The sequence below is a fragment of the Paracoccus sp. SM22M-07 genome (genome assembly GCF_001887735.1).
GTDB lineage: Bacteria > Pseudomonadota > Alphaproteobacteria > Rhodobacterales > Rhodobacteraceae > Paracoccus.
Genome location: NZ_JPKW01000014.1, coordinates 1 through 25,045 on the forward strand (window position 1 = coordinate 1; position 25,045 = coordinate 25,045).

A 25,045-nucleotide genomic window follows, 5' to 3' on the forward strand; every position below is an offset into this window, starting at 1 on the left:
TACATGCGTATTCGGTCACAGATTGGCCGAGGCGCAGCCCATCGGCGGAAGGAGGCACCAAGCCCCACGCCCTCACCACAAAGGAGGCCAGACATGGCTGACAAATTCGATCTTTGCGCCCACGTCACCGACAGCATCATTGCCAGCATCGAGGCAGGCACCCCCGCATGGCGCAAGCCGTGGACCGGCGAAAAGGGCGGCGCACCGTTCCCGCTGCGTAGCAATGGCGAACCCTATTCGGGCATCAACGTGCTGATGTTGTGGCTTGCCGCCGACGCCAAAGGCTACCGCGCCCCCCGCTGGTTTACCTACCGCCAAGCGAAGGAAGCTGGCGGACAGGTCCGCAAGGGCGAAAAGTCGTCTACCGTGGTCAAGTATGGCACTTTCGAGCGCGAGGACGAGGCGACCGGCGAAGAGCGCCGCCTTCCCTATCTGAAGGCATATCGGGTTTTCAACGCCGAGCAGATCGACGGCCTGCCCGCCGAGTATTACGGCACCCCCGCCGAAGAGGCCCGCGACCTTGGCACGGAAGCCAACCCCGAGCTGGACGCCTTCTTTGCCGCGACCGGCGCGGAAATTCGCACCACCGACGAGCCGCAAGCCTATTACATGCCGAGCGAGGACTACATTCACATGCCGCCGATTGCGACTTTCCACGACGCGGCAGGCTATTATGCCGTGCTTGCCCACGAGGCGACCCACTGGACCGGCCACAAGTCCCGCCTTGATCGCTTTTCCCGCTTCACCGACCGCAAGGCTTATGCGTTCGAGGAACTGATTGCCGAGATCGGCAATTGCATGGTTTGCGCCCGCCTTGGCCTGACGCCCGACTTTGGACAGTCTGGCGCCTATATCCAGGGCTGGCTGCGCGCGTTGAAAGATGACAAGCGGCTTATTTTCAAGGCCGCCAGTGAAGCCCAGAAGGCAAGCGACCTTTTGGTTAAGGGCGAGATCCGCAACGCTGAAAAGGTTGCAGCATGAGCGCGCCGCTCACCCTGCCCCGCCTGTCCTGCCGCAAATGCGGCAGGACTAACCCGATGGTCTATCTTGCCCCTGTGGTGATCGAGGCGGAAGGAACATGCATCTGTCAGGATTGCGCCGAGGCGCGGCAATGGCTCGACCGCGACGGGAATTTGCGCCCCGGCATCGAGCTTTGACGATAAAAGGACGGCCCGCCTAAAGCGGGCTGACATATATTTTGGGCCGGGATCGTCGGCTGCGCCGCCGATCCCGGCCCTGGCTGCGCCGCCAAGCGGCGCACCTAAACGGAGACACGGCAAAGCCGCGTCATTCCATTCAAAGAATGTGGGCATGTTACCCACAGTTTGCTCGCCATCCTTCGCTATTTGAAGGCGCGTCCCGCTCTCAAAATGCAAGGCCCGCCGTCCTGGTCGGCGGGCTGGATAACATGCCGTGGCGCCCAACGATGCCGTTATTCGGAGCCGCAGGTTGCGGAAAACGCACGTGCCGTATCAAGGTCGAAGTCCTGACCGTTCAGGGAAAGCGTAAGCGTTCGGCCACTTTTCAGAACCGCAATAAGATCGGGCCAGTGCTTGTTTCCGGTCGAAATGTCGGTTCCGCCTACCAGAATGCCCTCGTAGGACGCTGCCTCGGAAGTCAGCCGGTATGGTCCATCGAGGCCCGCATCACCTTTCTTGATGGCGAGGTGATTGGAGGGGGGCTGAAAAGCACCATTCGGATCGCAGACAAGGTTGAGGGTGATCGGGCCATCAGCCAAACTATAGAGCTGTAGCCCCCGGAAATCTTCGGATGCTTCCCAAGCGAGTGCAGCATGAGCGGCTAGGCTCAGAATGACTGCAAGACTGCCAGCGCAACGGTTCATGACGATGCCCTCTTGATTGCTTGCTCAAGTGCCTTGAACCATTCGACTTCCAATTGACCCACAATAAGCGAGGCGCGCGGCAAACGATCACCATCTTCGACGTGGGAAATGATAGCATCGAGTGTGTCTTTGGAAATTCTGGCCGATGTTCTGCGGCTGTATTTTCCCGGACCTGAGGGTTCCAATACTTGGGGCTGAAAAACAGGCTTGTATGTAGGTCGAACCATCGAGCCTAGGGCGTCAGCAAGGATTTCATCTGGATCACTGTTGCCCTGCGCAAGCTGGTCCAACTGGTCAGCATGCCGTTTGAGAACGCGCAGCGTAATGGACACGGTGACATTGTTCGATTTCTGAGGGCTAGGCGGTCCCACATAGCGAACTAATTTTTTGATGGGCGAGCTGGTCGATGTAGCAGGTTCGGCTGGCGATTTATCTACCGGCTCGCCGGGTTGCTTTTCCGCAGAGTCATCGGAAACTACACCGACCTTTTCCGGCGTGGATGCAGGTTCAGGTGAAGTGGTCGCGGGCTGTTCAGTTTTGCGAACTGGCTCCCGAGATTTCTTCGCGGGCTTCCAGCTCTCATCTATGGCCGAAGTGCTGATGCTATCGAGAAGAGACTTCTTCTTGAAGCCGGTTGCATCTTCCCTGGTTACTTCAAGCGGTTTCCTCATCACGTCGCCCTTTCACCCTTCTTTGCCCGTAGTCTCTCACCGCTGTAGATATTGTTGATGAGGTTGATGCTATGGGCCATTGCGGTTTCCCAATGAACCAATGACATTCTGTCAGACGGGTTATCTGAATTTCGCAACTTCTGAATAATTGCACCCAAGGTGCCTTGTTCATCCATTTCGCGATAACGAGGATTTTCCGGGATCATCGTTTTCAGCGGATCAAACTGATTGATGATTTCATAGTGTCGCTCGAACTCCCGGCTAGCTATCTTGGCAGGCTTCGGTGTCCCTTCGATGTGCGTGAATAGAGGTGCCGCAACCCGAGTCATGACGACGAATATTGGAGGAATGTCTGAAGGGTCCGATGCGCGGGCACGCAGATCATCATGCCATTTAAGAGTTTCAGCGGCACGTTCCCGATCTGCCTTCGAGTTCATGCACGGCATAATCAGAGCGTCAGAGGCCCCGGCTAGATCATCTGCATACCCAATGGCTTCGCCCTTCGTGTCCACAATGATAATGTCGAAGTCATCTTCATTGTTGTTGATGATCTCGAAGAGTGCCTTGGAGTCTTCTGCAAATCTCGCAGAAAGCTTGTCGCTTGAAAGACCATTTTCTACGGCTCTTTGCCACCAGCCCAGGTAGTCACCATTTTCGTCCATGTCGATCAACAGGACTTTGGCGTCCTTGAACAGGAAAGCTGACGCCATCAACTTGGCGACCGTCGATTTCCCGGCCCCACCCTTCTTGTGCATCAAGCTCAGAATTTTTGCCATCGGTGCCCTCGGTGAAAATTCTTGGTTTGAAGTAGCGTTAGCATAACACAACGCCATACCACAATACCATAACGCATCGCCATAACGTACCACCATAACATTGCAACATAACATAGCACCATAACACAACGCCATAACGCAACAGCATAATAAATGGCCATAACGCAACGGCATAACACATCGCCATAACGCAACGGCATAACACATGGCCATACCGTACCGCCATAACACACGGACATAACTTAGCACCATAACACTATGCCATAACGCAATACCATAACTCATCGCCATAACGCAGAGCCATAACACAACGCCACAACGTCCGGCCACAATGCAGCACCACAGCGAGGCGCGGGAGGCGATACAGCCGAAGCAGTATAAAGACCCCCAATTTTTGCCCGTAGAGGCCCGTCAGTCCCGTTTTGTGGTCCAGGGTGCCAAAAAAGCCGAAATGCCCCTCAGCGAGCCGCTGCGCGGCTCTGAGGGGCATTCCCGGCATCCCTGCGTGATGCGGAGCGCCAAGGCGCTCAAATTGAATCAGAGGATGGTTCGGCCCCTGCTTTCCTTGACAGTCAGCAGTTTCCGAACCATCCTCTGATGTGAAGTTGGCAAGAAATAGGAATGTAATTTTTTACACTTTCGGCATGGCAGGAAGATCGCGAAAGCTCACCCCTCAAGACGTTGAAAAGATCGTTGAAACAGCACGGTCTGGGGCTTCTGTGGCGACGCTTGCCAAAGCCTATGGGGTCACTCGCCCGACGATCTACGCAGCAATAAACAGCCACCACGAGAAGGCGCAGATCGTTCGAGCAGGCACGGCATCTGTCTCATTCACGGTCGATAAGAAGAGCCTGAATGCTTTTGACGCCTTCGTGGGACGACTGAATTTGCGCAGTCGCGCTGACGCTTTGCGCCGAGTATGTCGAGTTCCTTCGGGGTTCCTGGAGCCTGACGAGCATCTTGCCGAAGCTGTTCGCGATCTGTCTTTCCAGCTCAAAGCTATCGGAACCAACGTCAACCAGCTTGTAGCCACGAAGAATTTTGAGCGTAGGAAGGGCCAAAAGCTCAAAATTACTCCTGACCAGGAGCAGTTGCTCAGCAAGCTCCTGCAAGAGATCGAACAGGTTTCGGTTCAGGTCCGGACGCTGGAAGGAAAGCGAGCTTCCTCGAGTTTCCAGCGTTATGTTGCCTCGATGAAGGGCCAAGCTGATGAGTAGGGCAGGGGCAGCTTACAAGCATGGCCGGTTGTTCTCGGAAGGCTGGGAAGAGAACCGGGGCAGCGTTCGCGGTGGGTCGTCCCGGCACATGGCACGAGCTGCACAAGGTGCGTCCCCCGCTTTCTTCAAGATGATCCGCACAGGGGGGTGCGCTTCCAAGAGCCAGCTCACCGCGCAGTTCAACTACCTGTTTAGCAAAAGTGTCGATGTGCATGACTCTCAGGGGCTTTTCGACGGTAAAAAGAGGCTTAGCCCAGAGCAGGTAGATACTGCCGCTAACCGTTGGGCCGATGAATGGCGGGGGCGCTTGAACGCAGCCCGCACTAGCCACATGGTCATGTCTTTCCCGAAGGGAGCCAAGCCGAAGCACGTCAGCTTGATTGCTGGTGAAATCTGCCGTGAAAAGCTTGGGGGGCGCTTCGATTACATGGTGGCTGTCCACACTGACAGCCCGAACAAGAACCCCCATGCCCATATCATCGTCAACCGCCGCGGAGAGAGTGGTGATTACTTCACGCTGCGCCGGGGCACCGAATACAGCTACGAAACCTTCAAGGAGGCTATGGTTGAGCATGCAGCCCGCTATGGCATTCAGCTTGAAGCAACTACCAGGCTTCAGCGCGGACTGGTGAATTATCCGCCTACCGATGGTGAATGGCTGAAGGCTAAGGAGCATGCCATCAAGACGGGCACCGCATTTGAAGCCCCCGCTGGAACACCCCGCGTAGGGGCTGCGCTGGCGCGTGCTACCGAGGAAATTCGCGATTGGTCCCTGCGCTATCGCGAACTTGCGAGCTTCGCTTCGCAGCAGAATTTGCAGGATTTGGCTACCGCATTTGAGAAGGCGTCCTCCGTTCTGGCGGAGGGCGGAGCCATCATTTCAAAGGGAGAACCCTACATGTCAGTTGAAGATGATTTTGACAAAGCTGCGGATGCGCTGCGCCAAGCCGTTGACCATGCCGAGGCGCGTATTGCCGAGGCCGCGCCCAACCAGCGGCCAGCAATGGAACGGCAATTGGCCGATGCCTTGTCCTCTGTCGAGCATATGCAGCCTCTAGGTGCGCGGTCCCGTGATCTTCGTGAAGTCGCCAGCGAAGAGGGCATCTATTCGTCTCAGAACTTGAGCGAGGTGAATACCCGCTTCGCCATCGAAGGTCGCCAACCCCTTGCCGACGCCTTGGATGGAACCGGGATCGACCCGGTGGAAGTTGAAGCGAGAATGCGTGTCTCCGCAGCATCTGCCGCCTTGGAAACGCGGTGGGTGCAGCAAGACATTCATACCGTGGCAGAGCTGCGTGGCTTCGACCTCAAGAACGAGAAGGAACTGGCTTCCGCTATCGAGGTTGTTGATGCCGCCTATGACAAGGTTGCTGCCTCTTACGGTGTTGATGATGCAATCGATCAGCGTGCAGCGTCGGTTCGATCAACCAGTCTCGATGTTTCTCAAAGCGGGCATGACACAATCTCGCAGATCGAGCGTATTCGGGCGGCTGAAGCTGCCGAACGGGCGCCTACTGCGTCGATTGGTTCTCAGGATGGAAACCGGCCGGCATACGATGAGCTGCGCGCGTTCGCGCATCCGGTCGGCCCGGAAGACGAAAAGAAACTTCGAGAGGCTATCGAGCGAACGCTAACCCGCGAAGAGCTGGCGGCGTTGAAGGATGGTGATGTTTCGGCGCTGCGAGGCGTTGGAGACCGCGAGGACCAGCTTTCTATGGCTAGGGACTATCTACGAGCAAGCGGGGAGTCCGAAGCCAGCCACGCGATAGAGCGGGTCACGGAAGAGCTGGCCGTCGAAAGAGCGCAGGCCCGCGAAGCGCGAGGACACGAGGGTCCGGGTCATGGCTAAGCTTCACCTTCTAGGGGGCGTGCTTCTTTTCGCACTGATCGGAACCGCCTTGGCATATGTCGCAGCTACTGGCTGGCTGACCTATATCTATACCGGCAGCGTGGAATACATCGACTGGACGATGTTGGCTAAGGACTACCTGCCTTTGCGAACAGCCAACCCCCAAGCCTTCAAGGTCGTCAACCTGATTTGGGGTGGCTTCATTGTTCTTTCCCTTTTGTTCTCGGCCAAGGTTTTGACCGAAGGGCTTACTACTTTCGGCAAAGCGCATTGGCAAAGTCGCAGAGAGCTAAAGGCAAACAAGTTTTTTGCAATGCCAGGTAAAGGATTTGTAGTTGGAAAGATGGGAAGCCCAAAGGGAAAAGCGAAATTCCTTTGCTCGGCAAGCTTTCCCCATTGCCTTCTAGTTGCGCCGACTGGTGCCGGTAAAGGTGTTGGCTTTGTTATTCCAAACCTATTGCTGTTCAAAGGCAGCGCCGTAGTCCTCGACGTGAAAGGTGAAAACTTCGACTTCACCAGTCGGCACCGTCAGAAGATGGGGGACAAGATATGGCGCTTTGCCCCACTAGATTGGAGCGGGAAAAGTCATCGCTACAATCCTCTTGAGCGCATCTATGAACTGGACAACGCCGACCAGCAGCAGATGGAAATTAAATTGCTTGCCGAACTTTTCCTGCAAGCAGACGATGAAAGCGCGAAAGGTCTTCTGGAAGGCGGTATCGACCTTTTCGTGGCTTGCGGACTCTTTGCCATTGAAAGAGGCACGCCGACGCTTGGTGAAATTTACCGCTTGGCGGCATCGGGTGGAGACAAACAGAAGCAATACCTTTCCTATGCAGAGAAGGTGCAGAACAAAGCTGCAAAACTGATGTTTGAGCGGTTGGCTTCGACAAACGACAAAACCCTTACGTCCTATCTTTCGCTGTTGATGACCTCTGGCCTGGGTCTCTGGTCAAACCCTGCAATTGATCGTGCTACATCGACCAGCGATTTCAATTTCCGTGACTTTAGGCGCACGCCTCAGACAGCATATTTTGTCGCGCCGCCACACGACAAAATCCGCGCCGTCGCGCCTTTGGTGCGTCTGTTCTTCTCGGACTTGCTGTCGAGCTTGCACAGCCATTTGCCGGGGAAGGACGAGCCTTGGCCGGTGATGATTATGCTCGATGAGTTTGACATGCTGGGGAAGATGCCGAGCGTCACCGATAGCATCAAGACCCTCAGAGCCTATGGCGGCAATCTGGCAATCGTCACGCAGACGATCCCGGCCCTCGACAAGATATACGGCGAGGACACGCGGCTTTCGTTGCAGGGCGGGGCAGGGGTGAAGATTTACCTGGCCCCCTCGGAACAGCGAACAAAGTCCGAGCTGTCCTCGGCAGTCGGCAAGACGACGCATCGCGTCACGTCGAAGTCGAAGACAGTTGGGAAGGGGCCCTTCTCTGGCGTGAACGTCTCCGAACGAAACGAGGAACGAGACCTTCTGACCGAAGACGAAGCAGGCAGGCTTTCGCCGGATACGGTCGTCGTGCTGGCAAACGGTCAGCATCCTATCAAGGCAAAGCGCATCAAGTATTACGAGGACCGGACGCTTCGCCCGATTTTCGAGGCTCAAGAAGGTCCGCTTCCCGAGCTGGACGCTAAGGAGCATGCATTGCGAGAGCTTCGTGAGGATCTGGCTAAACATACGAGCCAGATAGAAGTCTTGAGCACCGAGCTTGGAAAGCGCAAAGCCGGATTGCATCGCAGCCGTGCAAAGCAGGCTCTTTCCATACCCGATTTCCTCAAAGAGCAGCGGGCAGAGTTGCCTGCGGCACCGCAAGCTGAGGAAGCGCCGAAGCTGGTGAGGAAGCGAAAGAAACCTGGCTTGGAGGGGATGCAGATCAAGATTGACGATCCACGGATTGCCAAGCTGGCGGTTGAAGAGCTGAACGCGGCCACGGCTAAAGTGAACGCTATTCAGCCAGATACTGACGGCGATCAGGAAACGGTCGCAGCACAATAGAAAAGGGGGGCGGTCAAGACCGCCCCCCTTTCGTATCTTGGTAGGGGCTACTTGATGAGAAGATCATCAAGGGAGCCGCCATCATCCAAGTGCTTCTGGACCCATTTGGGTTTCCGGCCGCGACCACTCCAGGTCTGTGCGGCGTTCGTCAGATCAGCGTATTTCGGCAGAACAGGCATCTTTGCCTTGCCTTCGATCCCCATGAGGTCTTCGAGCGAGAAGCCATATTCAGCAGCGGCGTCCTGCGCCGCTGTGAGGGCAAGGTGTCGCTCCCTCTTTTGTTGATCTTCAAGCTGACGGGCGACGTTCTTCTGCAATTCGCGCAGTTCCTTCGAGGACAGCTTATCCAAGTCGATAGTCATTTATCGGTATCCTTAGCTTAGTTGATGGGGATGGGTCAGCGTTTGGACAACGCTTTGGCCTTGTCCTGCATGCGAGTTATCGAAGCTGCAACGCCGGTCGTTGCCCGAGACACGGCAGGGTGAGCTGCGAAAGCCTGACCTGCCCGCCCAACGGCATTTTCCCCCCGAAGTGTCTGACCGGGCGTCCGTGCGAGGGCCGAGGCTCCGGCAACAGTTGAGCTTCCGGCTCTCTTCAGCGTCCCGATATTCGAGGCTGCCATTCCAACAGTCCGAGCTATGCCCGCAGTATGGAAGCTGCCCGAGATCGAGCTGACCAGAGTGGGCAGGAGAGCCATTGATATGAGAATAAGGATCATAAGGACAACGAATGGAATGAAGTCACCGACGCTACCATATCCATCCGTTCCGATACGATTGATCATATCCGTTCCCATCGAAACCATGATCGAGAAGATGGAAGCGATGAATAAGGGATATAATGACCATGTGATGCAGGACGAAAGCCAGCGTTCAAAATATCCTTTGGTTCCAGAGAAGATGGTCATGGCAATAGCGATTGGAGCCAGCCCGAGCAGGACCGTTATCACGATCTTCGGGAAAAGTATGAGAATGGCAGCGATAGCTGAGACGGTGCCAATCAACAGGAAGCATATTCCTGAGATGATCGCGGTGGTGAACAGCCCCCCCATCTCTTCGGCAATGCTTGTGGATGCGAGAGTAAACTGAGCCATCATGTCGTCTATGGCTGCACCAAAGCCATCTGCGATTGTATCACCCGCCAGGCCATTTCCACTTGAAAGAAGAATGCCGCCAGCTACGGAATCAATCGACCTCAGTATTGCATCGGCCACTGCCCAGAATTTCGTCCAATTCCAAGCAAAAATCCCGATAAGGGCAAGCTTCAGCGATAAGGCCAGGGCGTCAACTACGGCCATAGGTCGAGCTTGCGTCAGCATGTTCACCCCGACGAGTGCTACAGCCAATACAGCCATATAGCCCACCAGCGTCCCGGAAGCTTCAACAAGCCCCAGGAAGGTCGAGCGAGCCGCATTTGTCATGAAGCTTTCTGCGGATTCAACGATTGGTTGGATGACGGCCATATCAGCCCCTCTTTTCCGTGCGGCAGATTGACAAAGCCGACTTCTGAATCCTTCCGACTTCCAGCGTAATCTGGCGACTGGCCCTGAACAGCTCTGCGTGATCCAGATCAGGCGCGAGAGCCTGATACCTTGCATCAGCATCGTTCCAGGATGGATATTCGACTTCACAAGAACAATCGGCGCGATCCAGAATTTCCTGATAGCGGAAAAGATCATACAGCCCGCGCAGCAGCATGACCTGTCTAGCCTGGTCAGGTTTGGCCTCTTGCGCCCATAGAGGCATGTCCGGTTTCGAACAGCCGCGCTGAGTGTTCACCGCATGCTCTTTCGGTGCGGATAGGTCTGGCATCATAAAGTTCACCGAACCTCCTTCCTGTTCCGAAACGGGATGGTTCTGATGCGCTTCACCGGATTTCATTGCGGCAAATGTGCCAACACCGCCAAAGCCGACCAGCGCGAAGAGAGTGGCGGCAACAGTCCTCTTTCTCACCTTAGCCATGAGCAGCTTCCTCATCGCCAAGATCATCGGGCACGAAGAACTCCAGGACGCCTCGGGAACCGTTCAACCGTCCAGTCTGGATAACCACGTCAATCGTGCTTCGGATGTAATTCAGGGTGTCGGCATAGGTCAGGGGTAGCTCTGCCTTGAGCGCCATGATCGCGAGCTTTGTAAGGGCCAAAGTCGGGGTTTCAGCATGGATGGTCGTCATCGACCCCCCATGCCCCGTGTTGATGGCTTCGATGAAGGTCATGGCCTCTTTACCTCGGACTTCGCCCACGACGAGACGATCCGGCCGCATGCGGAGGCACGAAGTCAGCAAGAGATCCGGGGTGCGACAGGAACCTGAAGCTCGATCAGCCAGAAGAGTCACCACGTTGGGTTGCTCAGGGACAATTTCAGCCGAGTCCTCAATCGTGATAAGCCTTTCAGACGCATCGACGAAGCTCAGCATTTTCCGCGCAAACACTGTCTTGCCGCTATCGGTGGCGCCGGAAATCAAAGCGTTCATCTTGTTGACGACAATGAACCTCATGGCTTCTTGCATGTCACCGGAAGCGGCAATTTTCCGGAGGTCTTGCTTCAGCTCGCGGCGCGCATCGTTCACAGAAAACTGCTTCCCGTGCAGGAAGTGAATTTCAATCTGGTCCAACGGAATAGAAGGAAAGAAGCGCAACGAGATAGCTGCGCCCGAGGCGACCGCGGGCGCAGCCACGACTTGCGCGCGGACAGGTCGAGCCTTGTAATGGACGGACGTGGAAATAATGGGGGCTGACTTTCCAAGGGTAAGCTGACCGGCGCTGGCAATTCGCCGCCCTAGGTCGTTAATTTCCAAGTGGGTCATGGATGGTCTGTCCACCAGCTTCATGCAGGGATCACCTTGAAGCAGCGCCCATACTTTCCCGTCAGGATTGATAGCGATCTCAACAAGGGATGGACTGTCGATCACCGGCCCGACCTGCGCCAACGCCTCATCAAGATAGCTGCTATGGTTCATGTCGTTCATGTTCAGAATATCTCCAGGTCTCGATCAACCATGACCGATATGCGCGTTCCTTGACTGACGCTGATTGTCGGCGGCATCGAGACATACTTTCCAATCGCAGACTCAGTTGCCCCGCCAAGCGCGTCCGTCACGCCGGACGTAGCTTCGCTGCCGCCCGTAGAAATCGTCACACCTCCATCTGACCCCTCATCTTCGATAATGTTGGGTAGCGCGGAAATTGTGGAGATGAGCGCAGCAGCGCCAAACCGGCGGAAGAAGTGATTGTTGACCTTGCCGGTTGTGCCGGAACGACCAAGAGCATCACCCCCGAAAGAGCTGATCTGCACCGACTGATTGTCGGGCATGATGATGCGCTCCCAAGCCACCAGAAGTCTGTTCTGGCCGGTTTCCACATCTGCCGAGTAGCTGCCGATCAGGCGCGATCCGCGCGGTATCAAAATCCGCGACCCGTCATAGCTCACAACATCAGTTGTCACGAGGCCCCGGATCGGGCCTTCCAGCGTAGATACGATAGCCGTTTCCAACACAGCTTGAATCATCGTTCCCTGCGTCACCGTGTTTGCAGGGTTCACGATAATTTCCGCGCGCTGCACCGAAGCCGGACGGCCTGCATCGCGAACAAAGCGAGCATCATCGCTAAGTCGAGCCGCGTCTTGAGCTGCGGCACCATCGCCAAAGCCAGCGGCATTCACGGCGGCGTTCACCGCGCCGCTGCTTCCGCCACCGATAGCGATCATCGAGGATTGGCGCCGTTCCGCTTCCTGCTTCTCCGCTTCGTTCGGTCCTTCGGTAGTCATGCCTCCCGAACCAGGAAGCAGATTATCCCCGCTCCGAAGCCGCATCATGTCCAGATCATTGTTTAGCCCGGCTATCTCAAGGTCGCGGCTTTCAAGATCGTCGCGAAGCTCTTGCTCTCTTGCCTCTGCATCAGCGCGAAGCTGTGTCAGTTCATCGCGAAGCTCATCGAGAGCATCTGAGCTTTCCGGGGCAGGCGCGGCTTCATCGGGATTTGGCGCTTGAGCAAGCTTGTCGATCTGGTCCTGAAGGTTGCGGATTAGTTCGACAACCTGCTGATTGTCCGATGACTGCGGGGGTTCTGCCGTTTCCACAGGTGCGGGTTCCGGCTTCGGTTCGGGAGGTCGCGGGCGAGACAAGTCACCAAACCCGCCCCCTTCTGTCTGAAACTCGCTGGCCCTCCGAACATCCAGGTCGGTTTCGGCTTCTGGCTGAGAGACGAAATAGACCGCACCAGCGAGCAAGATACCGACACCCATCAAGCCTGCGGCTTTGGCAGGGCCGATAGCAGGCTTCTTGCCGGTGGCCTGTTCTTCTTCCTCGTTCAAGCCCGCGAGGCGCTTCCGAAGATCCTGTTCGCTCATTGAACCAGCCTCACTGCTTTCATCATCCCGACAGTCGATTCAACTTCCCCAAGTCGAAGCACCCAGAACGGACTCGTGCCGGTCACTCGAACCACGCCATCAGGCATGGTTTGAGAGTTCACCGTGATTTCTCGGCCAGCCGTCACCTTGAAGATTGCTGGCAGCTCCCCGTTTCTCCTGAATTTGAAGTATGTGAATGAGCCATCGTCCCAGACTTGCGTGGGCGTGGTCCCGTTCACGATATTCCCGCCGTAATCGTAGTTTGCAGGCCCACGCGCGACCTGGCGGTTTGCTGGCGTTCGGTTCGACCCCCCTGGGTAGGTGAAGCGGACGACAGAAAACTGCGCGGCAGAAGACTCCGATACCTCGAAGTAGTATTGGCGCTTGTTCGTGTAGACATTGATGTTCGTGCGTGCGCCGTTGGTCGTCGGCTTCATGACGAAGGCGCTTCCACCGGGAACCGCATCGAAATTGAAGCTAGCGGTGTCGCCAGCAACGACTGAGGTGATCTGCTCATCCGGCCCAAACTCAACGGACGTAACGCGGCCAACCTGCGTTTGGACCCTGTAGACCTGACCATCGACCCATTGGGCATATCGCACACGCGCATCGAGGTTTCCTGCACGGGGCGTCACTTCTGCATTGGCCGAAACGCCGCTCATGCAGAGAGACAGAAGAGCAATAGCTTGTGAAAAACGGCGCATTACTGGGCCTCCAGTCTGTCAGACGTGATCGCGTATTCGTAGACCGCGAAGCCAAACGGATTGGTCCACACGTCATCAAGCGGACGCTCTTCCGAAGTCTCGTAGCGGAACGCCAGCGTTACGGTGAACATGCCTTCGGTTTCGCCGCTCGCATCTTGCAGGCGCTTGCGAAGGCGCACTTGGGCGCGATCGTTGGTAATGAGGGTGACGGAGAGAATTTCCACGTCCATGCGCGCATTCGAGCCATACTTGCGTTCAGGGTAATCGGGGCTATCCGACGACCAGAGTTCACGCATCGACCTTTCTGCCGCACCCGAGGACCTGGTAAGGACCGAACGGACCCGAACATCATTATCCAGAAGGCTGTAGGTTTCTCGGTCGCGAACGTAGGAATGGACAAGAGACTGAACCACGGCCTCACGGTTCTTGATCGAGATAGCTTCCAGATTGACCATCGGCAAAGCCATGCCGCTTGCTGGGTCAAATGGAACAAGCACCGGCAGCGGCGTTTCGTGACTTGCAGCGACAACGCCCGCTATCAGGCAGCCTGCCGCGCCAAAGCACCATCCTGCCAAGCCAAACTTCTGCCAAAATGCGCTGCGACGACGCTCCCCATAGATCAGCTCTTCCTCGATCTCGCTGACCCGAACAGGAGCCTTGTTTGTCTTCTTTTTCAGCATATGAATCACTCCAAGTCCGGCATGTTGAAATCGAGCATCTGCTGTTCCTGCGCCCAGGCACTGGCCTGCGATACATCGGACATGCCGAGGCCATAGCTCTGCACAGCGAGCATCTGATTGCTGGTAATCAGCTCTCGGACAGCCTCACCCATCATGCGAGTGTTCAGATCAATGGCTGCCTTCAGCCCGTCTTGCTCAGGTATCTGGTCAACAAGCCTGTCCAGGCGCTGCATGCTCACGCGACTTTCGCGCTGCGCAGTGTCCGCCGCCGCTGCAACCATCGCCCCCGTAGTGGCCTGTGCGGCTGCTCTCCGCTCAGCCACGTTGCCCGTTCGTCCCATTTCTTCGACGCGAGATGGGTCGAGGCCGGCACCGCTCATCGAAGCTTGCGCAGCTTCCTGAATTTCCGTCCGGTAGGCCGACGAAAGCCCAGTCCAGTCACCAGAAGCTGCCGCGCTTGCAGCCTCAACGATACTGGTCATTTTCGGGTCGAGGACTGAATCGAGTGCCCCGCCCATCAGGAGGCCGTCGAGGTCGCCATCGCCTGTCAGGACAGCATAGATTTCCTGCAACTCGGTCGTCTGGCGCTGTAGCTCCGCTAGCTGCTCAACAAGCTGGTCCAGCATGTCGCTCTGAATGCCATAGTCTTCGAGCATCCGGCGAATTTGCGTGATCTGTTGTGCGATACTCTGGGTATCGACGGTCGGCACCCCTTGGGCCAAAAGCGGCGAAGGCGTCCCAATAGGGAGGGCAAGTGCCGCCCCTACAAGCAAGCTGAAAGTTGCTGCCCGCATCCTATAATCCCCCACTGAATTTCATGAAATTGCGTTCTTGAATAAATGCCGAAGCCGCTGCGACTTGATCTGCCGTCAGGGGCTTCACACGAGCCGATACCAACCGCGTTCTCACGACGAGAAGGCGCGCAAACTCAGTTCTGACATAGGTGTTCAGCGCCATTGCCTCGGCGGCATTAACTGTCTCGGGAATGCGCGACATTGCTTCTTCAAGACGGGCAAGGGCATGTTCCATGCCCTGCGCGGTCTCTTGGGCATACTCGGCCGTCGCGCCCCCAATCATCGCCTTCTCGGCATTTGCCATCAGGCTAGGCTCAATCGACCCAAGCTCATCTGCGGCCCCCATCGCCGCCATATACTCGCGATACTTGTTCGGAATGAGCTGGACGTATTTCTGCGTCTCCGCGAACGGCGGCACCCCGCCATAACGCCGGACGTTTCCCGCCCCGGCATTGTAAGCCGCCAAGGCGAGTATCATGTCACCGTCAAACTCATTGAGCCGCTGAGCGAGGTAACGGGCACCACCTTCCGCCTGGACGTAGGGATCGGTTCTATAGGTAGCGCGAATGCCGAGATCACCTGCGGTTGCGGGCATGATCTGCGTCAATCCGTAAGCCCCCACAGGTGACTCTGCATAAGGATTGAAGCGGCTCTCTTGCCAGATCAGTGCTTGCAGCCAGCAGCGCCATTGAAGAGGGCTCAGCCCCGCGCGCTGAAGGTGATGAGTGTCCCGCGCCGCTCGAATGATGATGCGTTCCACATTTTCACGACCCGTTCCGAAAAGTCTTCCAGCGGCAGGGCTATCTTCCTCTGCATAGACAGCATCCGCAGAACCTCCTGCATCATCGAGTTCGGCAATCATGCTTTCAGCACCCGCGCCGCCGTCAGGTAGCGTCATGCTTTCACGAACGGCATCGAGCGCATCGGATTGCTCTTCGGACGCCTCTAGCCGAAGACGCTCTTGCTCCGCTTTGTCAGCCTGCAATTCGAGGTCGGCTTCCATTTGCGCTGTGATGGAAGCCTCCCGAGCATTCTTCGCGGCATCCACTACAGGCACACCCTGAGCCAAAGCAGGTGTCTGCATCAGCAGAAGCGCCGTAACACAGGCCCCCTGGATCAGTGCCTTACGGGTTTCCATAAGGTCCATCCTCGACGGCGCCTTCGTAGTAGCCCACTTGCTCAACCGCATCTTGGCGCGCTTTACCCCAAAGCTCGGGTAGGGGGCGAAGATCGCATTTCAGATCACCGCGGGCTGTGAAGCATTTGCTGTTAAGCGGCTCGGACTGCGTTCCGGCGCAGGCAGAAAGGGTCAGCGCCAGGAAGCAGGCAGAGATAAGAGGCTTACGCATGAGAATGGCCTTTCCAGAAATCGGGACGGGTGCGGTAATCGGAGCCAACCAGTGCTTCGCCCGCTTTCATCCCGCCAAGGATCGTCAAAAGCGGTCCCAGAGCGGACAGGTCCGTATCGATGACATGAGAACCGTCATCAGCCCGAAGCAGGGCGACACGCGAGCCGGGCATGACCCCCATGAGAATTTCTAGTTCTTTGGGGTTGAGGCCCAGGCCATCGTAGTCCTGTTGACCGGCCTCTTTGTTGGGCAGAAGCATTTTCGTCGGCAGTGCTTGCAGAAGCGTTCTGCCATGCGAGGTCGCGCTGAGCTGGTGCGCAAACTGCGTCATCATCACGACGACAGTGTTCTGCTTTCGTGCCGTGACCAGCCAGTTCTCGATGCGGCCTGCAAAGTAGGTATTGTTCAGGGCCTTCCACGCTTCATCAATGATGATGATGGTCGGGCGCTTGTCTTCGATTTTTCGCTCAATCCGGCGGAAGACATAAGACAGAACGGCCATGCGCGCTTTGTCATTTTCGGTATCGAGAATGTCCGTGAGGTCAAATCCGACGACTTGGCCATCCAGCGAAAAATTGTCTTCGACCTCATGGCCGAAGATCCAGCCAAACCGATTGCCGGGGGTCCATTCGTTCATCCGGTCAGCCAAGGTTCCGCCGTCATGCGTCGAGGCGACGAGCTGCGCAAACTGCGGCCACGTCCGGAGGTTCGGGTTTCTGGCTTCCGCATTCTGCCTGACGGCATCACGGATCGAGCGTGATTGCTCTGGCTGTAGAGGGCTATATCCCTCTTCCATCAGGTGGATCAGCCAATCGCTGAGCCATTCTTGACCGCTGGTATCGGTTTCTGCCCAAAGGGGGTTGAGGCCGGTTCTTTCGCCTGCGGTCAGCTCAGAGTAGCTGCCGCCGAGGGCACGAACGGCCATTTCCATTCCGCGCCGGTAGTCGAAGACAAACACACGCGCCCCAGCCCTCTGGGCTTGTGCCGCCAGAAACGCAGCTTGAACAGACTTGCCCGATCCCATCCGCCCGAGGATGAGGGTGTGCCCGTTGCTAGGCTCTTTCCTCGGGTCTCCGGCTTCATGGAAATTGAATCTGTAGCCGCTGCGGGAAACGGTCGGAAACCACGTCACGGGCGTAGCCCAAGGGACATTGTTGCCATCCTTCCCCATGCTTGCCCCATGAAGCGCCGCAAAATCAGCGAATTGCTCATTGGTGATCGAGCCTTCGCGAATGCGATAGGCACGATTGCAGGGGTGCTGGCCGAAGTAGATGGTTCGTGTCGTATAAGGTTGAGAGATCAGTTTGACGCCAGCCGTGACCGCAATATTGCGGATCATCGAGCCAACTTTTTCCAGGATACTTTCGTTGTCCGCATAGACGGCAACAGCCATCTGATGCTGCCCGAACGACACTTCTCCTGATGCAAGCTTGTTTTGAGCTTGGCCCAGGGCGTCGATCAGGTTCGTTGCCTTGTCGTTGATCGCGGCGCGGCGGCGAAGCTCACGCGCGATACGCTCTTCCATCAGCCCGCTATTGGTCGGCACGAAATAGTTCGAGACCACCATATCAACTGGCAGGTCGAGTTCATCGAACATGGTCACGAAAGACTCGCGCGGAAATTCCTTGATGCTGAAGATCGTTCCAACCCTGTCCGGAAGGGTGCCGTTCGACAGGTAGATGCGGTCGCCTTTGAAGGTTACGCGGTGATTGCTAACTGTCTCCGATACGGTGCGATCCAAGTTGCTAGGGAAGGTAGGAACCTCGATGCCGGTCCCAATGCTTTCCAGAAATCCCAGCAAATCGCCGCTGGACGCCGTGAGGGTCCGAGGATCTAGGCTCGACAATGCGGACAACATGAAGCTGACGACTTCATTGAGCTTCGATACCTGCCCATCAATTTGACGGTCCAGAAGCTCTTTGCTGCGCCATTGAAAGAAGGGAAGCTTGGTCAGCACGTCAGGCCGCTTGATGACAGTGATCGTAATGCTGTGTTCCCGCAAATTCGCCGCAGCCATTGCCGCCTGCCAACGGCGGTCGATCTTTGCGGCAAAGCTGTCTCCAGGAACCTCCGGAAGCGCCGTGTCGATACGCCGGGACACCTTATGGACAGTATAGGCGAACTGATCCCCTGTCTGAGCAATGACGCTGGCGAAAATGCGCTTCATGCGGTCCAGTGCCTCGTCAGCGACGGTGAGGCTGTTCAAGCCTCGAACCCGGATGCACTGAAAAAATTCATTGCCTGTCGTTCGGATCGTCCTGTCATCCACCAGCGAAAGATATGGCAGCATTCGAGCAGCGGAGGTTTCCCGGTCAGCCCATTTGGGCAGCGACGTCATAGCCGCAGGCCCCAGGTATTTGTCATGGTTCATAAGAATCTGCGCCCCATTGATCGCGGTTCTTGGTGCGGGGAGTTTTCTTGCTGACGACCGTAAGGACGTCGAAGAAATGAGGGTCCCATTCCGCAGCAATCCAGAATGCGGGATAGGAAAGCGCCGAGATTGCGAGGGTCCAGAAGCTCTGGACCCACACGAAGGCGAGAACGGTACCGACCATCCACATCACCGCGTAGAACATCGGCAAGCCAAGGACGCGCGCGGGCCGGATCAAGCCAAGGAACAATGGGGACCGTTCGACCATGCTCTTAGGTGCCCCAGACCGAGTTCACGATGGCGCTTGCACCGGCGACGATGGCGATACCAGCGACGACATAGACCACAGTGCGGAAGTCAACGTAGCCCATGAGCCAGGCGACACCGATACCGATGACTGCGAGCGTAGCCATAGCGCGGCCGAGGGCGCCGGTGAGCGTGCTGGCAATCCCCGTCAGAATGTTCGTCACTGGACTGAGGTTGATTGTCCCTTGAGCCAAGGCCGGGGAAGTCATCAGCGCCAGCAGGCCAAGCGCAAGAAGGAAGAAAAGCGCCAGGTCGGTTGCCGAAATTGGCATCGCTTTGTTCATAGTGTGTCTCCAATCAATCGGGAATAAACGGCCATCACTTTGCGGACGTGGCCTTGAGTTTCGCGGTAAGGGGGGATGCCGCCGTGCTGCGTGACGGCTCCGGGGCCAGCGTTATAGCCAGCCAGCGCCAACTCCTTTGAACCAAAGCGGTCCAGAAGAAGGAGAAGGTATCGTGCAGAACCATCAAGGTTCTGATGCATATCATGAGGATCGACGCCGAGTTTCGCGGCGGTCGCGGGCATGAGCTGCCCTAGCCCAATAGCCCCAACGTGGCTGCGCGCCCGTGGGTTGTAGGCGCTCTCGATCTCAATATTGGCCCGAAAGAACGAGCGCCATTCAGACACGGACATTCCGGCTTTACGAAGGGCCAAGTGCCCGCCGTATCGCATCGCCGTCTGGTCAATTGCATTGAGGACTTCGGGGCGGGCATGCGCAGTGCGCGGTGCCCTAGCTTCACCAGAAGGGGGCAGAAGCGCCATCGACTTTTCGGGGCTTCTAGCGCGTTGTCCATCAGGGATTATAGGCTGCCCGCCAGAGCCATAATGGCGGGCAAAACTATCGCTTTGTTCGCGATACTGAAAAGTTCCATCAGAACCTGGAATGAGGACCATTCCATTTCCGAGGCAGGCACTTGCGTTAAGTGTCACACCTCCTATCAACGCGATAGCTACCGTCCTTAAATAGCTCAAAAGCTTGGCCCTTTTTGAATGGGAAAATCGCAGCAGGAAGACCCCAAGACATAATTTTTGAGACGACGCCATTAACTGTCAGCGCCGTTTCAGGTTCTTTTTTCATTTTATAGATCAGCAATTGCCGGGTTTTTTTATCGGGCCTAACAATCTCGAAGACCCATTTTCCGGAAAGATTTGTTCCATTTCGAACAACACTTTCCAAGCAAACAACAATTAAAGACCCGCCCTCGTTTACGACCTGCGCTACCTCTTCGCTCTGGATCGTGTTCGGTATGATGTGACTCACTGTTGGCTCCTGCTCATGACAGGTGCCTTATTGCACTTTGTTGGATTACTCGCACTAGTTCTCTCGACCAGTTCAGTTAGTGTCTATCTTATATTTCTGAATGACACAACAATAAATGAATCGCTGTAACGATTCATTTATTTTTCTCCATCATGCGAAGCTTTGAACCGGACACTCGAACACTTGGAACGAACCTTCAGAGTTCGAAGCTACAGGGCCGAGCTGCCTCACGGGCCAGTCAAATGAGCCGGCCATCCGCTTGAATGCGGGAGACCCTAGGAACAGCACAGTCCGCGCTCCTTCCTCGGAAAGATAAAGGTTCACTTTAGCCAAGATCATCCGAAACAGGCTGCGAGGCCCGTTAACGACCATCCGTGTAATTTCCCAGGTTCGCTCATCCTTTGGAGGCAGGCTGCTGCATAGCTCTCTTGGAAGACCTGGCAGGACGCCCAAGCACGCGTCCCGGATCATGTAGCTATACTGGATAGCCCCGGTGCCGCTGATCTGGTCGGTGCGCCGCAATCTTGCACCTCCAACGACTGTCCCGTTCTGGCTCGCCACCACATAGACAGTATTGAAGCTGTCGTATTGCTCGAACTCAAGATCTTCTGCATGGAACAGCGGCCAGTCCATGCGATCGACAAATACTTGCTTTCGAAGCTTCAGATAGTCGTTCACCAAATGCCACCGATCCAAGTCTTCGGGGCATCTGATAATCTCGACCAAGCATTCTGAATCTGGCATCTTATTGAACCTTTGATTTCACCGGATGTTTTGCGCCATCTTGAACTTCGAATACCTCGGTCGAACCAATGAACAACCTGATCCCATCTGGGGTCACGGCCCACACTCCAGCATTGGAAAGCTTTACGGTGATCTCTTGTTCCTTTTCTAGGTGGTCGAACATCGACAGGAGATTTTGGGCCATGTCGCAGGTAAAGTTGGCCTCGGCAGCTATAGTTACCGCCTTCGGGCGCACCAGCTTGCTAACATCCTTCATCCCAAACCCCCTTGCGGCTTCCCGCCGATTGCACTGGGGCAAGCCTTACGGGATCGAATGCGGGTTGACACCCACCTGTCTATTTGGACAGGTCTAAAGGACAGTTTTCAAAAAATGCTTGACAGAACGACCATGCTAGAAATTGCAATCCCAAACTACCAAGAGCAGTTGGAGGAGATCAAAGCCATTGCAAACTCAGGATTTGTCATGGGCTTCGGGCTTCGCTTCGGCCAACCAGACTTCTTCTTGAACCGCTACCCCAAAGAATGGACAGACCTCTACGAAGAGAAAAACTACTTCTTCGGCGACCCGGTCGCGGCGTGGACTATCGCCCGCGAAGGCTCAATGCGGTGGTCAGATTGCGGCTTCCCCGACATTCGAGGGGTTATGACCGAGGCCCAGAAATTTGGCCTCCACTATGGCGCAACTTTCGTGACGGTGATCGCGGGTAAGCGATCCTTTCTCTCAGTAGCTCGATACGACCGTGAGCTGAATGATGATGAAATGACGGCGCTTATGGAGAAGATTAGGACCTGGGCCAGCCTATTTGTTCGCGCCAAGATCGCCCTCACAGAGAATGAGCTGCAAGTTCTGAAAGCCCTTCACCTGGGGCTAAAGCAAAGCGAAGCAGCGACCCACTTGGGCATCAGCATCTCGGGCCTAAAGGCTAGATTAGACGGGGCTCAGAAGAAGTTGGGAGTTCGAAATTCGACTAGCGCGGTAAGCCGTGCTGTCAGAATGAACCTAATCTGACCGGGCTTGTTCGTTTTCCCGAAGTGTCAAGGGGAAACGTGATTTTGTCCAAAAAGACTGGCTATTTAGCCATTTTGCGGGTTCTTCTTTCCCTGTGCTGTCATTGGAGACAGAAAAGGCCCGGCCCGCGTCCTTAGTCAAGTTTGTGCATTCCAGGGCTACATCGGCCGCCGACAGGCAGAAGCCTGTCGGCAACAAGCTGATCCTTGGCCGATGCAAAAGAAATAATGAACTGTTCCACTCATTCAGTTATTGTGGGATAGTGGCTGAGTAGACTAGACCGGGAGACAGCATGAGCATCAAGCTAAAGCTATGGAGTGCAGGGCTTTGCGGTGCACTGGCGATCTCCGCGCCTCACAAGGCAGATGCCTATGCCATCGACTGCGCGATATTGCTCTGCATGGCTGGAGGTTTCCCTGCTTCGACCGAATGTAGTGCAGCCAAGGTTGAGGTGATAAGGCGAGTGACGCCGTGGCCAATCGAACCCCCTTTGCAACTTTGGAACTGCCCCTTGGGCGGCAGTGCTATTCCCCTTCCTGGTGGCGGGGGCAGTCGCATAGACCCAACCATTCGCCAGTATCGAGACGGGATCGAGGTCTGGCAGATCAGCCGTCAATCCTACAACAGCAGCGGCGGACGGGAAATCAACCAATCTGTAGTTCGCTACTTCTATGATGAGACCGGTGCCTTCCGCGGCGCGTCTGTATCGGATAGCGCCATCCCCTTCTGGGTTCGAGCCGCCGTCGCAGACCATACCGGAGTTCAGCTAGGTTCAAGCCGTATGGGACAACTCAGGGGCATCCTCTTGAAGACGACAGACTACAAAGAGGAAGAAGACACGACTTGGGTGAGCTACTGAATTTTGTGTCAGATCAAGAGCTACACGCAATCAATTGCCGTAAGCCGTCCTCTGACGTAGGCTTTCCAGCAATACACCAAAAACGGAAGGATAAGCAGAATCAAACACCCAACCCCGGATAAATGAAACCCCCCGCGCGGGGTCCGCACGAGGGGGGCTGAGATCGGTAACACAGGTTTGGCGACCTGAATTAGCAGCTTGTTTCACTAGCTATAGTTACTTCTCCACCCCCGAAAATCAAGAGCAAAAAACGCATCTGTGCGAACAGACTAGTTTTGCCGACCGGACCCCGCTTCTTGAGTTTAAGGAGCAGAGACAGTGACAACCAGCAACGCACACGACAGCGTGTCGTGCTTTCAGCGTGTAGGAACAGCGTTATTTTCGGGACAGAGCCGAGCAAGAAGGCCAGTCCGCCGTGGATCGTATAAGGCAGGATCTTTCGAAGGGGCTTTCTGGAAGCCCACTAGCCGGAAGGAGGTCAGCCGTATCTTGCGAGCTGCACAACGCTACGAAATCGAGTATCGGGAGAAAGGCAAGAGGAACGGTCCCCTAGGCGGCATAGCCCTAGAAGTTCTATCACTGCTTACGAACGTGGTATCATTCAGAACAGGTCGCCTGGAGCCATCACTTGAATGGATCATGGGCAAGCTTCGCAGATCGAAAGATGCCGTGGTGCGCGCACTGAAGGCTCTTAAGCTCCACGGTTTTCTCGATTGGGTGCGGCGCTACGAACCAAGTTCGATTGAAGGCAAGGGACCGCAAGTTAGACAGGCAAGCAACGCCTACCGTCTCTCAGCTCCCAAGAGAGCTTTAGCTTTGCTGGGGCGTTGGGCCGGTAAGCCTGCATTGCCTGATGATGAAGTAACCCGCATCGAGCAAGCGGGCGAGATCGAAGCAGAGCATGTCGCAGGGTTGGCACTTGACCAGTTCGCGGAGTTTCAACTTGGTAACTCGCCCCTTGGACTTGCCTTGAAAAGCTTAGGAAAGGCTATCGATCAACGCGAGTCTGCTAAGCGGTCAGAATACCAATCTATCCTATATAAAGAGCAGGCAAAGACGTGACACCATGTCAAAAACGCAAAGTCAGGATGCAACCGAAATGGTAGCATATGCTTAGAATAAAAGATGCTTAACGATAGCGGCATCTAATAGCACTATTGGATCAACAAGAGGCAGCAGTAGCGGCAACCAGTTTCAGGCCGAGCGGCAACTACTTTGGAGAGATTTGAGAAGGAGCATTTGTGATGTATTGCTGTATGCTCTGTGGGCATCAATCGCACATGCACGGACACTGCGCGGTCTGTGGTGGGATGATGGTATTCCAGGCTCAAGAGCCCGTGGCCGACAAGGACACTGGCGGCAGTCTGTGGCCTATCTTGGTCTCTCTTGCCGGTATGGGCTTCTTGATGCAGTTGAGCAGCCTGTTCTCATAGAAGGTGGCATTGAGGCAGGTTGTGCGAACAAAGGCTCAGTGAGATACCTACCAAGTAAATCCATAGGCAAATGGAGGTATTTCATGTCCTACTTCACCGCATCTGTTCAATATAACGATTTTAGGGGAACTGTCGCCGCAGATAGGTCCGATACTGAGAGTATAGACAAATATCTGGTTGATGCGGGCCTTGCCACCAAAGAAGAGATCGTGATCGGCTACCGCATTTGTTTCAGCGGAAATCACGGTCGTGAATACGAACCTGGGGTCTTAGTCTATCTGCAAAAAGGAGCATTTGACGACCCCGAAAAAGTTGTCCGTGCAGTTGACATTCAGATGACTGGACCGAAATTCTTTTCCTTCTTCAAGCGGTTCGATCTGGTCATGACGCGAGATACGCTCGATCTGTCTGGCGTCACTGTTGACGGACCGCACTACGGCGATTGAGGCCGGTTACTCCGCTCGGCGGGTCAGCCATATCTATGCCGAGCGGAGCTTGCCAACACAGCCCTAGTGCAAAAACGGTCGTTTTTGAACACTGTGAGATAGGTGCAGGAGAGGCGGGCATTCAGTGATCCGCGTTACAGCTTTGGAACTGCCGCTTGTGAATGCGTTTGCCCGCCTGAGAAAGCAGTATGACCTTTTGGTCGGGCAAAAGGTCAAAATGGCGTTTTTGCTTGACACTCGCAGGCTGTCTTCGGGATCGGCAATTACGGTTCTAGCTATAGTCACATCTCTTGGGCAAACTGTTTCACAGCTGTAGAACAGCACCGACGCGAAGAGACTATAGCCCGTTCATTCAGCGAGGGCCTTTGGCATCCTTCAGCA

General features: G+C 55.6%; 29 protein-coding genes. 9 read left to right on the forward strand and 20 right to left on the reverse strand.

All coding sequences use genetic code 11. From position 1 onward, the window contains the following. The first annotated feature begins 93 nt into the window (after positions 1 to 93). Positions 94 to 981 (forward strand): ArdC family protein, encoded by an 888-nt coding sequence (locus IE00_RS16295; RefSeq protein WP_072298260.1) that lies wholly within the window; start codon positions 94 to 96, stop codon positions 979 to 981. Continuing rightward, the gene (locus tag IE00_RS19870; RefSeq protein ID WP_139291500.1) at positions 978 to 1,157 is read left to right on the forward strand and encodes a hypothetical protein; all 180 of its coding nucleotides are present in this window, start codon (positions 978 to 980) and stop codon (positions 1,155 to 1,157) included. Before IE00_RS16295 ends, IE00_RS19870 begins: the two co-directional genes overlap by 4 nt. Before the next feature lie 275 nt (positions 1,158 to 1,432). Here the strand turns inward: IE00_RS19870 and IE00_RS19875 are convergent, their stop codons facing one another. The 3 genes from IE00_RS19875 to IE00_RS16300 are packed head-to-tail and all read right to left on the reverse strand — an operon-like array spanning position 1,433 to position 3,290. Further along, positions 1,433 to 1,843: a hypothetical protein gene (locus IE00_RS19875; RefSeq protein WP_139291501.1), complete on the reverse strand. Its 411-nt coding sequence runs from the start codon at positions 1,841 to 1,843 to the stop codon at positions 1,433 to 1,435. Next, the gene (locus IE00_RS19880) at positions 1,840 to 2,514 is read right to left on the reverse strand and encodes a hypothetical protein (protein WP_139291502.1); all 675 of its coding nucleotides are present in this window, start codon (positions 2,512 to 2,514) and stop codon (positions 1,840 to 1,842) included. Before IE00_RS19880 ends, IE00_RS19875 begins: the two co-directional genes overlap by 4 nt. Then, positions 2,514 to 3,290, reverse strand: coding sequence for a ParA family protein (locus IE00_RS16300; RefSeq protein WP_072298261.1), 777 nt, complete (start codon positions 3,288 to 3,290; stop codon positions 2,514 to 2,516). Before IE00_RS16300 ends, IE00_RS19880 begins: the two co-directional genes overlap by 1 nt. Positions 3,291 to 3,934: 644 nt before the next feature. Between IE00_RS16300 and IE00_RS16310 the strand changes: the two genes are divergently transcribed. The 3 genes from IE00_RS16310 to IE00_RS16320 are packed head-to-tail and all read left to right on the forward strand — an operon-like array spanning position 3,935 to position 8,361. Next, positions 3,935 to 4,507: a hypothetical protein gene (locus IE00_RS16310; protein WP_139291503.1), complete on the forward strand. Its 573-nt coding sequence runs from the start codon at positions 3,935 to 3,937 to the stop codon at positions 4,505 to 4,507. Next, positions 4,500 to 6,356 (forward strand): relaxase/mobilization nuclease domain-containing protein, encoded by a 1,857-nt coding sequence (locus IE00_RS16315; protein WP_072298264.1) that lies wholly within the window; start codon positions 4,500 to 4,502, stop codon positions 6,354 to 6,356. The genes IE00_RS16310 and IE00_RS16315 overlap by 8 nt, the downstream gene beginning before the upstream one ends. After that, the gene (locus tag IE00_RS16320; protein WP_072298265.1) at positions 6,349 to 8,361 is read left to right on the forward strand and encodes a type IV secretory system conjugative DNA transfer family protein; all 2,013 of its coding nucleotides are present in this window, start codon (positions 6,349 to 6,351) and stop codon (positions 8,359 to 8,361) included. The genes IE00_RS16315 and IE00_RS16320 overlap by 8 nt, the downstream gene beginning before the upstream one ends. Before the next feature lie 47 nt (positions 8,362 to 8,408). Here the strand turns inward: IE00_RS16320 and IE00_RS16325 are convergent, their stop codons facing one another. The 17 genes from IE00_RS16325 to IE00_RS16395 all read right to left on the reverse strand — a co-directional run bounded on the left by IE00_RS16325 (position 8,409) and on the right by IE00_RS16395 (position 21,173). Then, positions 8,409 to 8,723 carry an H-NS family nucleoid-associated regulatory protein gene (locus tag IE00_RS16325; protein ID WP_072298266.1) on the reverse strand — a complete coding sequence of 105 codons (315 nt, stop codon included), beginning with the start codon at positions 8,721 to 8,723 and terminating at the stop codon, positions 8,409 to 8,411. Positions 8,724 to 8,758: 35 nt separating this feature from the next. Continuing rightward, complete coding sequence (locus tag IE00_RS16330) at positions 8,759 to 9,823, reverse strand: type IV secretion system protein (protein ID WP_072298267.1); 1,065 nt, start codon at positions 9,821 to 9,823, stop codon at positions 8,759 to 8,761. A 1-nt stretch (position 9,824) separates the two neighbouring features. Beyond that, positions 9,825 to 10,322, reverse strand: coding sequence for a CTAG/PCC1 family protein (locus IE00_RS20235; protein WP_170864184.1), 498 nt, complete (start codon positions 10,320 to 10,322; stop codon positions 9,825 to 9,827). Then, entirely contained in the window at positions 10,315 to 11,328 is a 1,014-nt protein-coding gene (locus tag IE00_RS16340; protein WP_240493953.1) for a CpaF/VirB11 family protein, read from the reverse strand. Before IE00_RS16340 ends, IE00_RS20235 begins: the two co-directional genes overlap by 8 nt. A gap of 2 nt (positions 11,329 to 11,330) precedes the next feature. Then, on the reverse strand, positions 11,331 to 12,707 hold the full coding sequence (locus IE00_RS16345; protein ID WP_072298270.1) for a TrbI/VirB10 family protein: 1,377 nt from the start codon (positions 12,705 to 12,707) through the stop codon (positions 11,331 to 11,333). Further along, a complete protein-coding gene (locus IE00_RS16350; RefSeq protein WP_072298271.1) occupies positions 12,704 to 13,411 on the reverse strand; it encodes a TrbG/VirB9 family P-type conjugative transfer protein in 708 nt (235 codons plus the stop codon). The genes IE00_RS16345 and IE00_RS16350 overlap by 4 nt, the downstream gene beginning before the upstream one ends. Then, a complete protein-coding gene (locus tag IE00_RS16355) occupies positions 13,411 to 14,091 on the reverse strand; it encodes a virB8 family protein (protein ID WP_072298272.1) in 681 nt (226 codons plus the stop codon). Before IE00_RS16355 ends, IE00_RS16350 begins: the two co-directional genes overlap by 1 nt. 5 nt (positions 14,092 to 14,096) lie before the next feature. Continuing rightward, the gene (locus IE00_RS16360; protein ID WP_170864185.1) at positions 14,097 to 14,801 is read right to left on the reverse strand and encodes a type IV secretion system protein; all 705 of its coding nucleotides are present in this window, start codon (positions 14,799 to 14,801) and stop codon (positions 14,097 to 14,099) included. An 85-nt stretch (positions 14,802 to 14,886) separates the two neighbouring features. Further along, positions 14,887 to 16,023, reverse strand: a complete 1,137-nt coding sequence (locus IE00_RS16365) for a lytic transglycosylase domain-containing protein (protein ID WP_240493955.1) — start codon at positions 16,021 to 16,023, stop codon at positions 14,887 to 14,889. Continuing rightward, positions 16,010 to 16,234, reverse strand: a complete 225-nt coding sequence (locus tag IE00_RS19885) for a hypothetical protein (protein WP_139291504.1) — start codon at positions 16,232 to 16,234, stop codon at positions 16,010 to 16,012. The genes IE00_RS16365 and IE00_RS19885 overlap by 14 nt, the downstream gene beginning before the upstream one ends. After that, the gene (locus tag IE00_RS16370; protein WP_240493956.1) at positions 16,227 to 18,572 is read right to left on the reverse strand and encodes an ATP-binding protein; all 2,346 of its coding nucleotides are present in this window, start codon (positions 18,570 to 18,572) and stop codon (positions 16,227 to 16,229) included. Before IE00_RS16370 ends, IE00_RS19885 begins: the two co-directional genes overlap by 8 nt. Positions 18,573 to 18,594: 22 nt before the next feature. Beyond that, the gene (locus IE00_RS16375; protein ID WP_072298275.1) at positions 18,595 to 18,873 is read right to left on the reverse strand and encodes a type IV secretion system protein VirB3; all 279 of its coding nucleotides are present in this window, start codon (positions 18,871 to 18,873) and stop codon (positions 18,595 to 18,597) included. A 4-nt stretch (positions 18,874 to 18,877) separates the two neighbouring features. Beyond that, positions 18,878 to 19,195: a TrbC/VirB2 family protein gene (locus IE00_RS16380; RefSeq protein ID WP_083554475.1), complete on the reverse strand. Its 318-nt coding sequence runs from the start codon at positions 19,193 to 19,195 to the stop codon at positions 18,878 to 18,880. Beyond that, positions 19,192 to 19,806 (reverse strand): lytic transglycosylase domain-containing protein, encoded by a 615-nt coding sequence (locus IE00_RS16385; RefSeq protein ID WP_072298276.1) that lies wholly within the window; start codon positions 19,804 to 19,806, stop codon positions 19,192 to 19,194. The genes IE00_RS16380 and IE00_RS16385 overlap by 4 nt, the downstream gene beginning before the upstream one ends. Before the next feature lie 25 nt (positions 19,807 to 19,831). Further along, positions 19,832 to 20,173, reverse strand: a complete 342-nt coding sequence (locus IE00_RS19890; RefSeq protein WP_139291505.1) for a hypothetical protein — start codon at positions 20,171 to 20,173, stop codon at positions 19,832 to 19,834. Positions 20,174 to 20,323: 150 nt separating this feature from the next. Further along, positions 20,324 to 20,851: an acyl-homoserine-lactone synthase gene (locus IE00_RS16390; RefSeq protein WP_170864186.1), complete on the reverse strand. Its 528-nt coding sequence runs from the start codon at positions 20,849 to 20,851 to the stop codon at positions 20,324 to 20,326. Between the two features lie 67 nt (positions 20,852 to 20,918). After that, the gene (locus IE00_RS16395) at positions 20,919 to 21,173 is read right to left on the reverse strand and encodes a hypothetical protein (RefSeq protein ID WP_072298278.1); all 255 of its coding nucleotides are present in this window, start codon (positions 21,171 to 21,173) and stop codon (positions 20,919 to 20,921) included. Between the two features lie 57 nt (positions 21,174 to 21,230). Between IE00_RS16395 and IE00_RS16400 the strand changes: the two genes are divergently transcribed. The 4 genes from IE00_RS16400 to IE00_RS16415 all read left to right on the forward strand — a co-directional run bounded on the left by IE00_RS16400 (position 21,231) and on the right by IE00_RS16415 (position 24,664). Then, the gene (locus IE00_RS16400; protein WP_083554476.1) at positions 21,231 to 21,926 is read left to right on the forward strand and encodes an autoinducer binding domain-containing protein; all 696 of its coding nucleotides are present in this window, start codon (positions 21,231 to 21,233) and stop codon (positions 21,924 to 21,926) included. A 292-nt stretch (positions 21,927 to 22,218) separates the two neighbouring features. Then, positions 22,219 to 22,785, forward strand: a complete 567-nt coding sequence (locus tag IE00_RS19895; protein ID WP_139291506.1) for a hypothetical protein — start codon at positions 22,219 to 22,221, stop codon at positions 22,783 to 22,785. Between the two features lie 639 nt (positions 22,786 to 23,424). Further along, positions 23,425 to 23,847, forward strand: a complete 423-nt coding sequence (locus IE00_RS20410; protein ID WP_205949698.1) for a hypothetical protein — start codon at positions 23,425 to 23,427, stop codon at positions 23,845 to 23,847. Positions 23,848 to 24,301: 454 nt separating this feature from the next. Beyond that, positions 24,302 to 24,664: a hypothetical protein gene (locus IE00_RS16415; RefSeq protein WP_072298281.1), complete on the forward strand. Its 363-nt coding sequence runs from the start codon at positions 24,302 to 24,304 to the stop codon at positions 24,662 to 24,664. The last annotated feature ends 381 nt before the right edge of the window (positions 24,665 to 25,045 follow it).

What these genes read in the sequence shown, in the direction of transcription:
- IE00_RS19895 (WP_139291506.1), top strand. Translation starts at nt 22,219, where the DNA reads ATGAGCATCAAGCTAAAGCTATGGAGTGCAGGGCTTTGCGGTGCACTG.
- IE00_RS16415 (WP_072298281.1), top strand. Translation starts at nt 24,302, where the DNA reads ATGTCCTACTTCACCGCATCTGTTCAATATAACGATTTTAGGGGAACT.
- IE00_RS16400 (WP_083554476.1), top strand. Translation starts at nt 21,231, where the DNA reads ATGCGGGTTGACACCCACCTGTCTATTTGGACAGGTCTAAAGGACAGT.
- IE00_RS16340 (WP_240493953.1), bottom strand. Translation starts at nt 11,328, where the DNA reads ATGAACGACATGAACCATAGCAGCTATCTTGATGAGGCGTTGGCGCAG.
- IE00_RS16380 (WP_083554475.1), bottom strand. Translation starts at nt 19,195, where the DNA reads ATGAACAAAGCGATGCCAATTTCGGCAACCGACCTGGCGCTTTTCTTC.
- IE00_RS16365 (WP_240493955.1), bottom strand. Translation starts at nt 16,023, where the DNA reads ATGGAAACCCGTAAGGCACTGATCCAGGGGGCCTGTGTTACGGCGCTT.
- IE00_RS16330 (WP_072298267.1), bottom strand. Translation starts at nt 9,823, where the DNA reads ATGGCCGTCATCCAACCAATCGTTGAATCCGCAGAAAGCTTCATGACA.
- IE00_RS19880 (WP_139291502.1), bottom strand. Translation starts at nt 2,514, where the DNA reads ATGAGGAAACCGCTTGAAGTAACCAGGGAAGATGCAACCGGCTTCAAG.
- IE00_RS16315 (WP_072298264.1), top strand. Translation starts at nt 4,500, where the DNA reads ATGAGTAGGGCAGGGGCAGCTTACAAGCATGGCCGGTTGTTCTCGGAA.
- IE00_RS16300 (WP_072298261.1), bottom strand. Translation starts at nt 3,290, where the DNA reads ATGGCAAAAATTCTGAGCTTGATGCACAAGAAGGGTGGGGCCGGGAAA.
- IE00_RS16345 (WP_072298270.1), bottom strand. Translation starts at nt 12,707, where the DNA reads ATGAGCGAACAGGATCTTCGGAAGCGCCTCGCGGGCTTGAACGAGGAA.
- IE00_RS16370 (WP_240493956.1), bottom strand. Translation starts at nt 18,572, where the DNA reads ATGACGTCGCTGCCCAAATGGGCTGACCGGGAAACCTCCGCTGCTCGA.
- IE00_RS16355 (WP_072298272.1), bottom strand. Translation starts at nt 14,091, where the DNA reads ATGCTGAAAAAGAAGACAAACAAGGCTCCTGTTCGGGTCAGCGAGATC.
- IE00_RS16320 (WP_072298265.1), top strand. Translation starts at nt 6,349, where the DNA reads ATGGCTAAGCTTCACCTTCTAGGGGGCGTGCTTCTTTTCGCACTGATC.
- IE00_RS16310 (WP_139291503.1), top strand. Translation starts at nt 3,935, where the DNA reads ATGGCAGGAAGATCGCGAAAGCTCACCCCTCAAGACGTTGAAAAGATC.
- IE00_RS20235 (WP_170864184.1), bottom strand. Translation starts at nt 10,322, where the DNA reads ATGGCTAAGGTGAGAAAGAGGACTGTTGCCGCCACTCTCTTCGCGCTG.
- IE00_RS20410 (WP_205949698.1), top strand. Translation starts at nt 23,425, where the DNA reads ATGGGCAAGCTTCGCAGATCGAAAGATGCCGTGGTGCGCGCACTGAAG.
- IE00_RS16295 (WP_072298260.1), top strand. Translation starts at nt 94, where the DNA reads ATGGCTGACAAATTCGATCTTTGCGCCCACGTCACCGACAGCATCATT.
- IE00_RS19885 (WP_139291504.1), bottom strand. Translation starts at nt 16,234, where the DNA reads ATGCGTAAGCCTCTTATCTCTGCCTGCTTCCTGGCGCTGACCCTTTCT.
- IE00_RS16350 (WP_072298271.1), bottom strand. Translation starts at nt 13,411, where the DNA reads ATGCGCCGTTTTTCACAAGCTATTGCTCTTCTGTCTCTCTGCATGAGC.
- IE00_RS19870 (WP_139291500.1), top strand. Translation starts at nt 978, where the DNA reads ATGAGCGCGCCGCTCACCCTGCCCCGCCTGTCCTGCCGCAAATGCGGC.
- IE00_RS16395 (WP_072298278.1), bottom strand. Translation starts at nt 21,173, where the DNA reads ATGAAGGATGTTAGCAAGCTGGTGCGCCCGAAGGCGGTAACTATAGCT.
- IE00_RS16375 (WP_072298275.1), bottom strand. Translation starts at nt 18,873, where the DNA reads ATGGTCGAACGGTCCCCATTGTTCCTTGGCTTGATCCGGCCCGCGCGC.
- IE00_RS16325 (WP_072298266.1), bottom strand. Translation starts at nt 8,723, where the DNA reads ATGACTATCGACTTGGATAAGCTGTCCTCGAAGGAACTGCGCGAATTG.
- IE00_RS19875 (WP_139291501.1), bottom strand. Translation starts at nt 1,843, where the DNA reads ATGAACCGTTGCGCTGGCAGTCTTGCAGTCATTCTGAGCCTAGCCGCT.
- IE00_RS16385 (WP_072298276.1), bottom strand. Translation starts at nt 19,806, where the DNA reads ATGGTCCTCATTCCAGGTTCTGATGGAACTTTTCAGTATCGCGAACAA.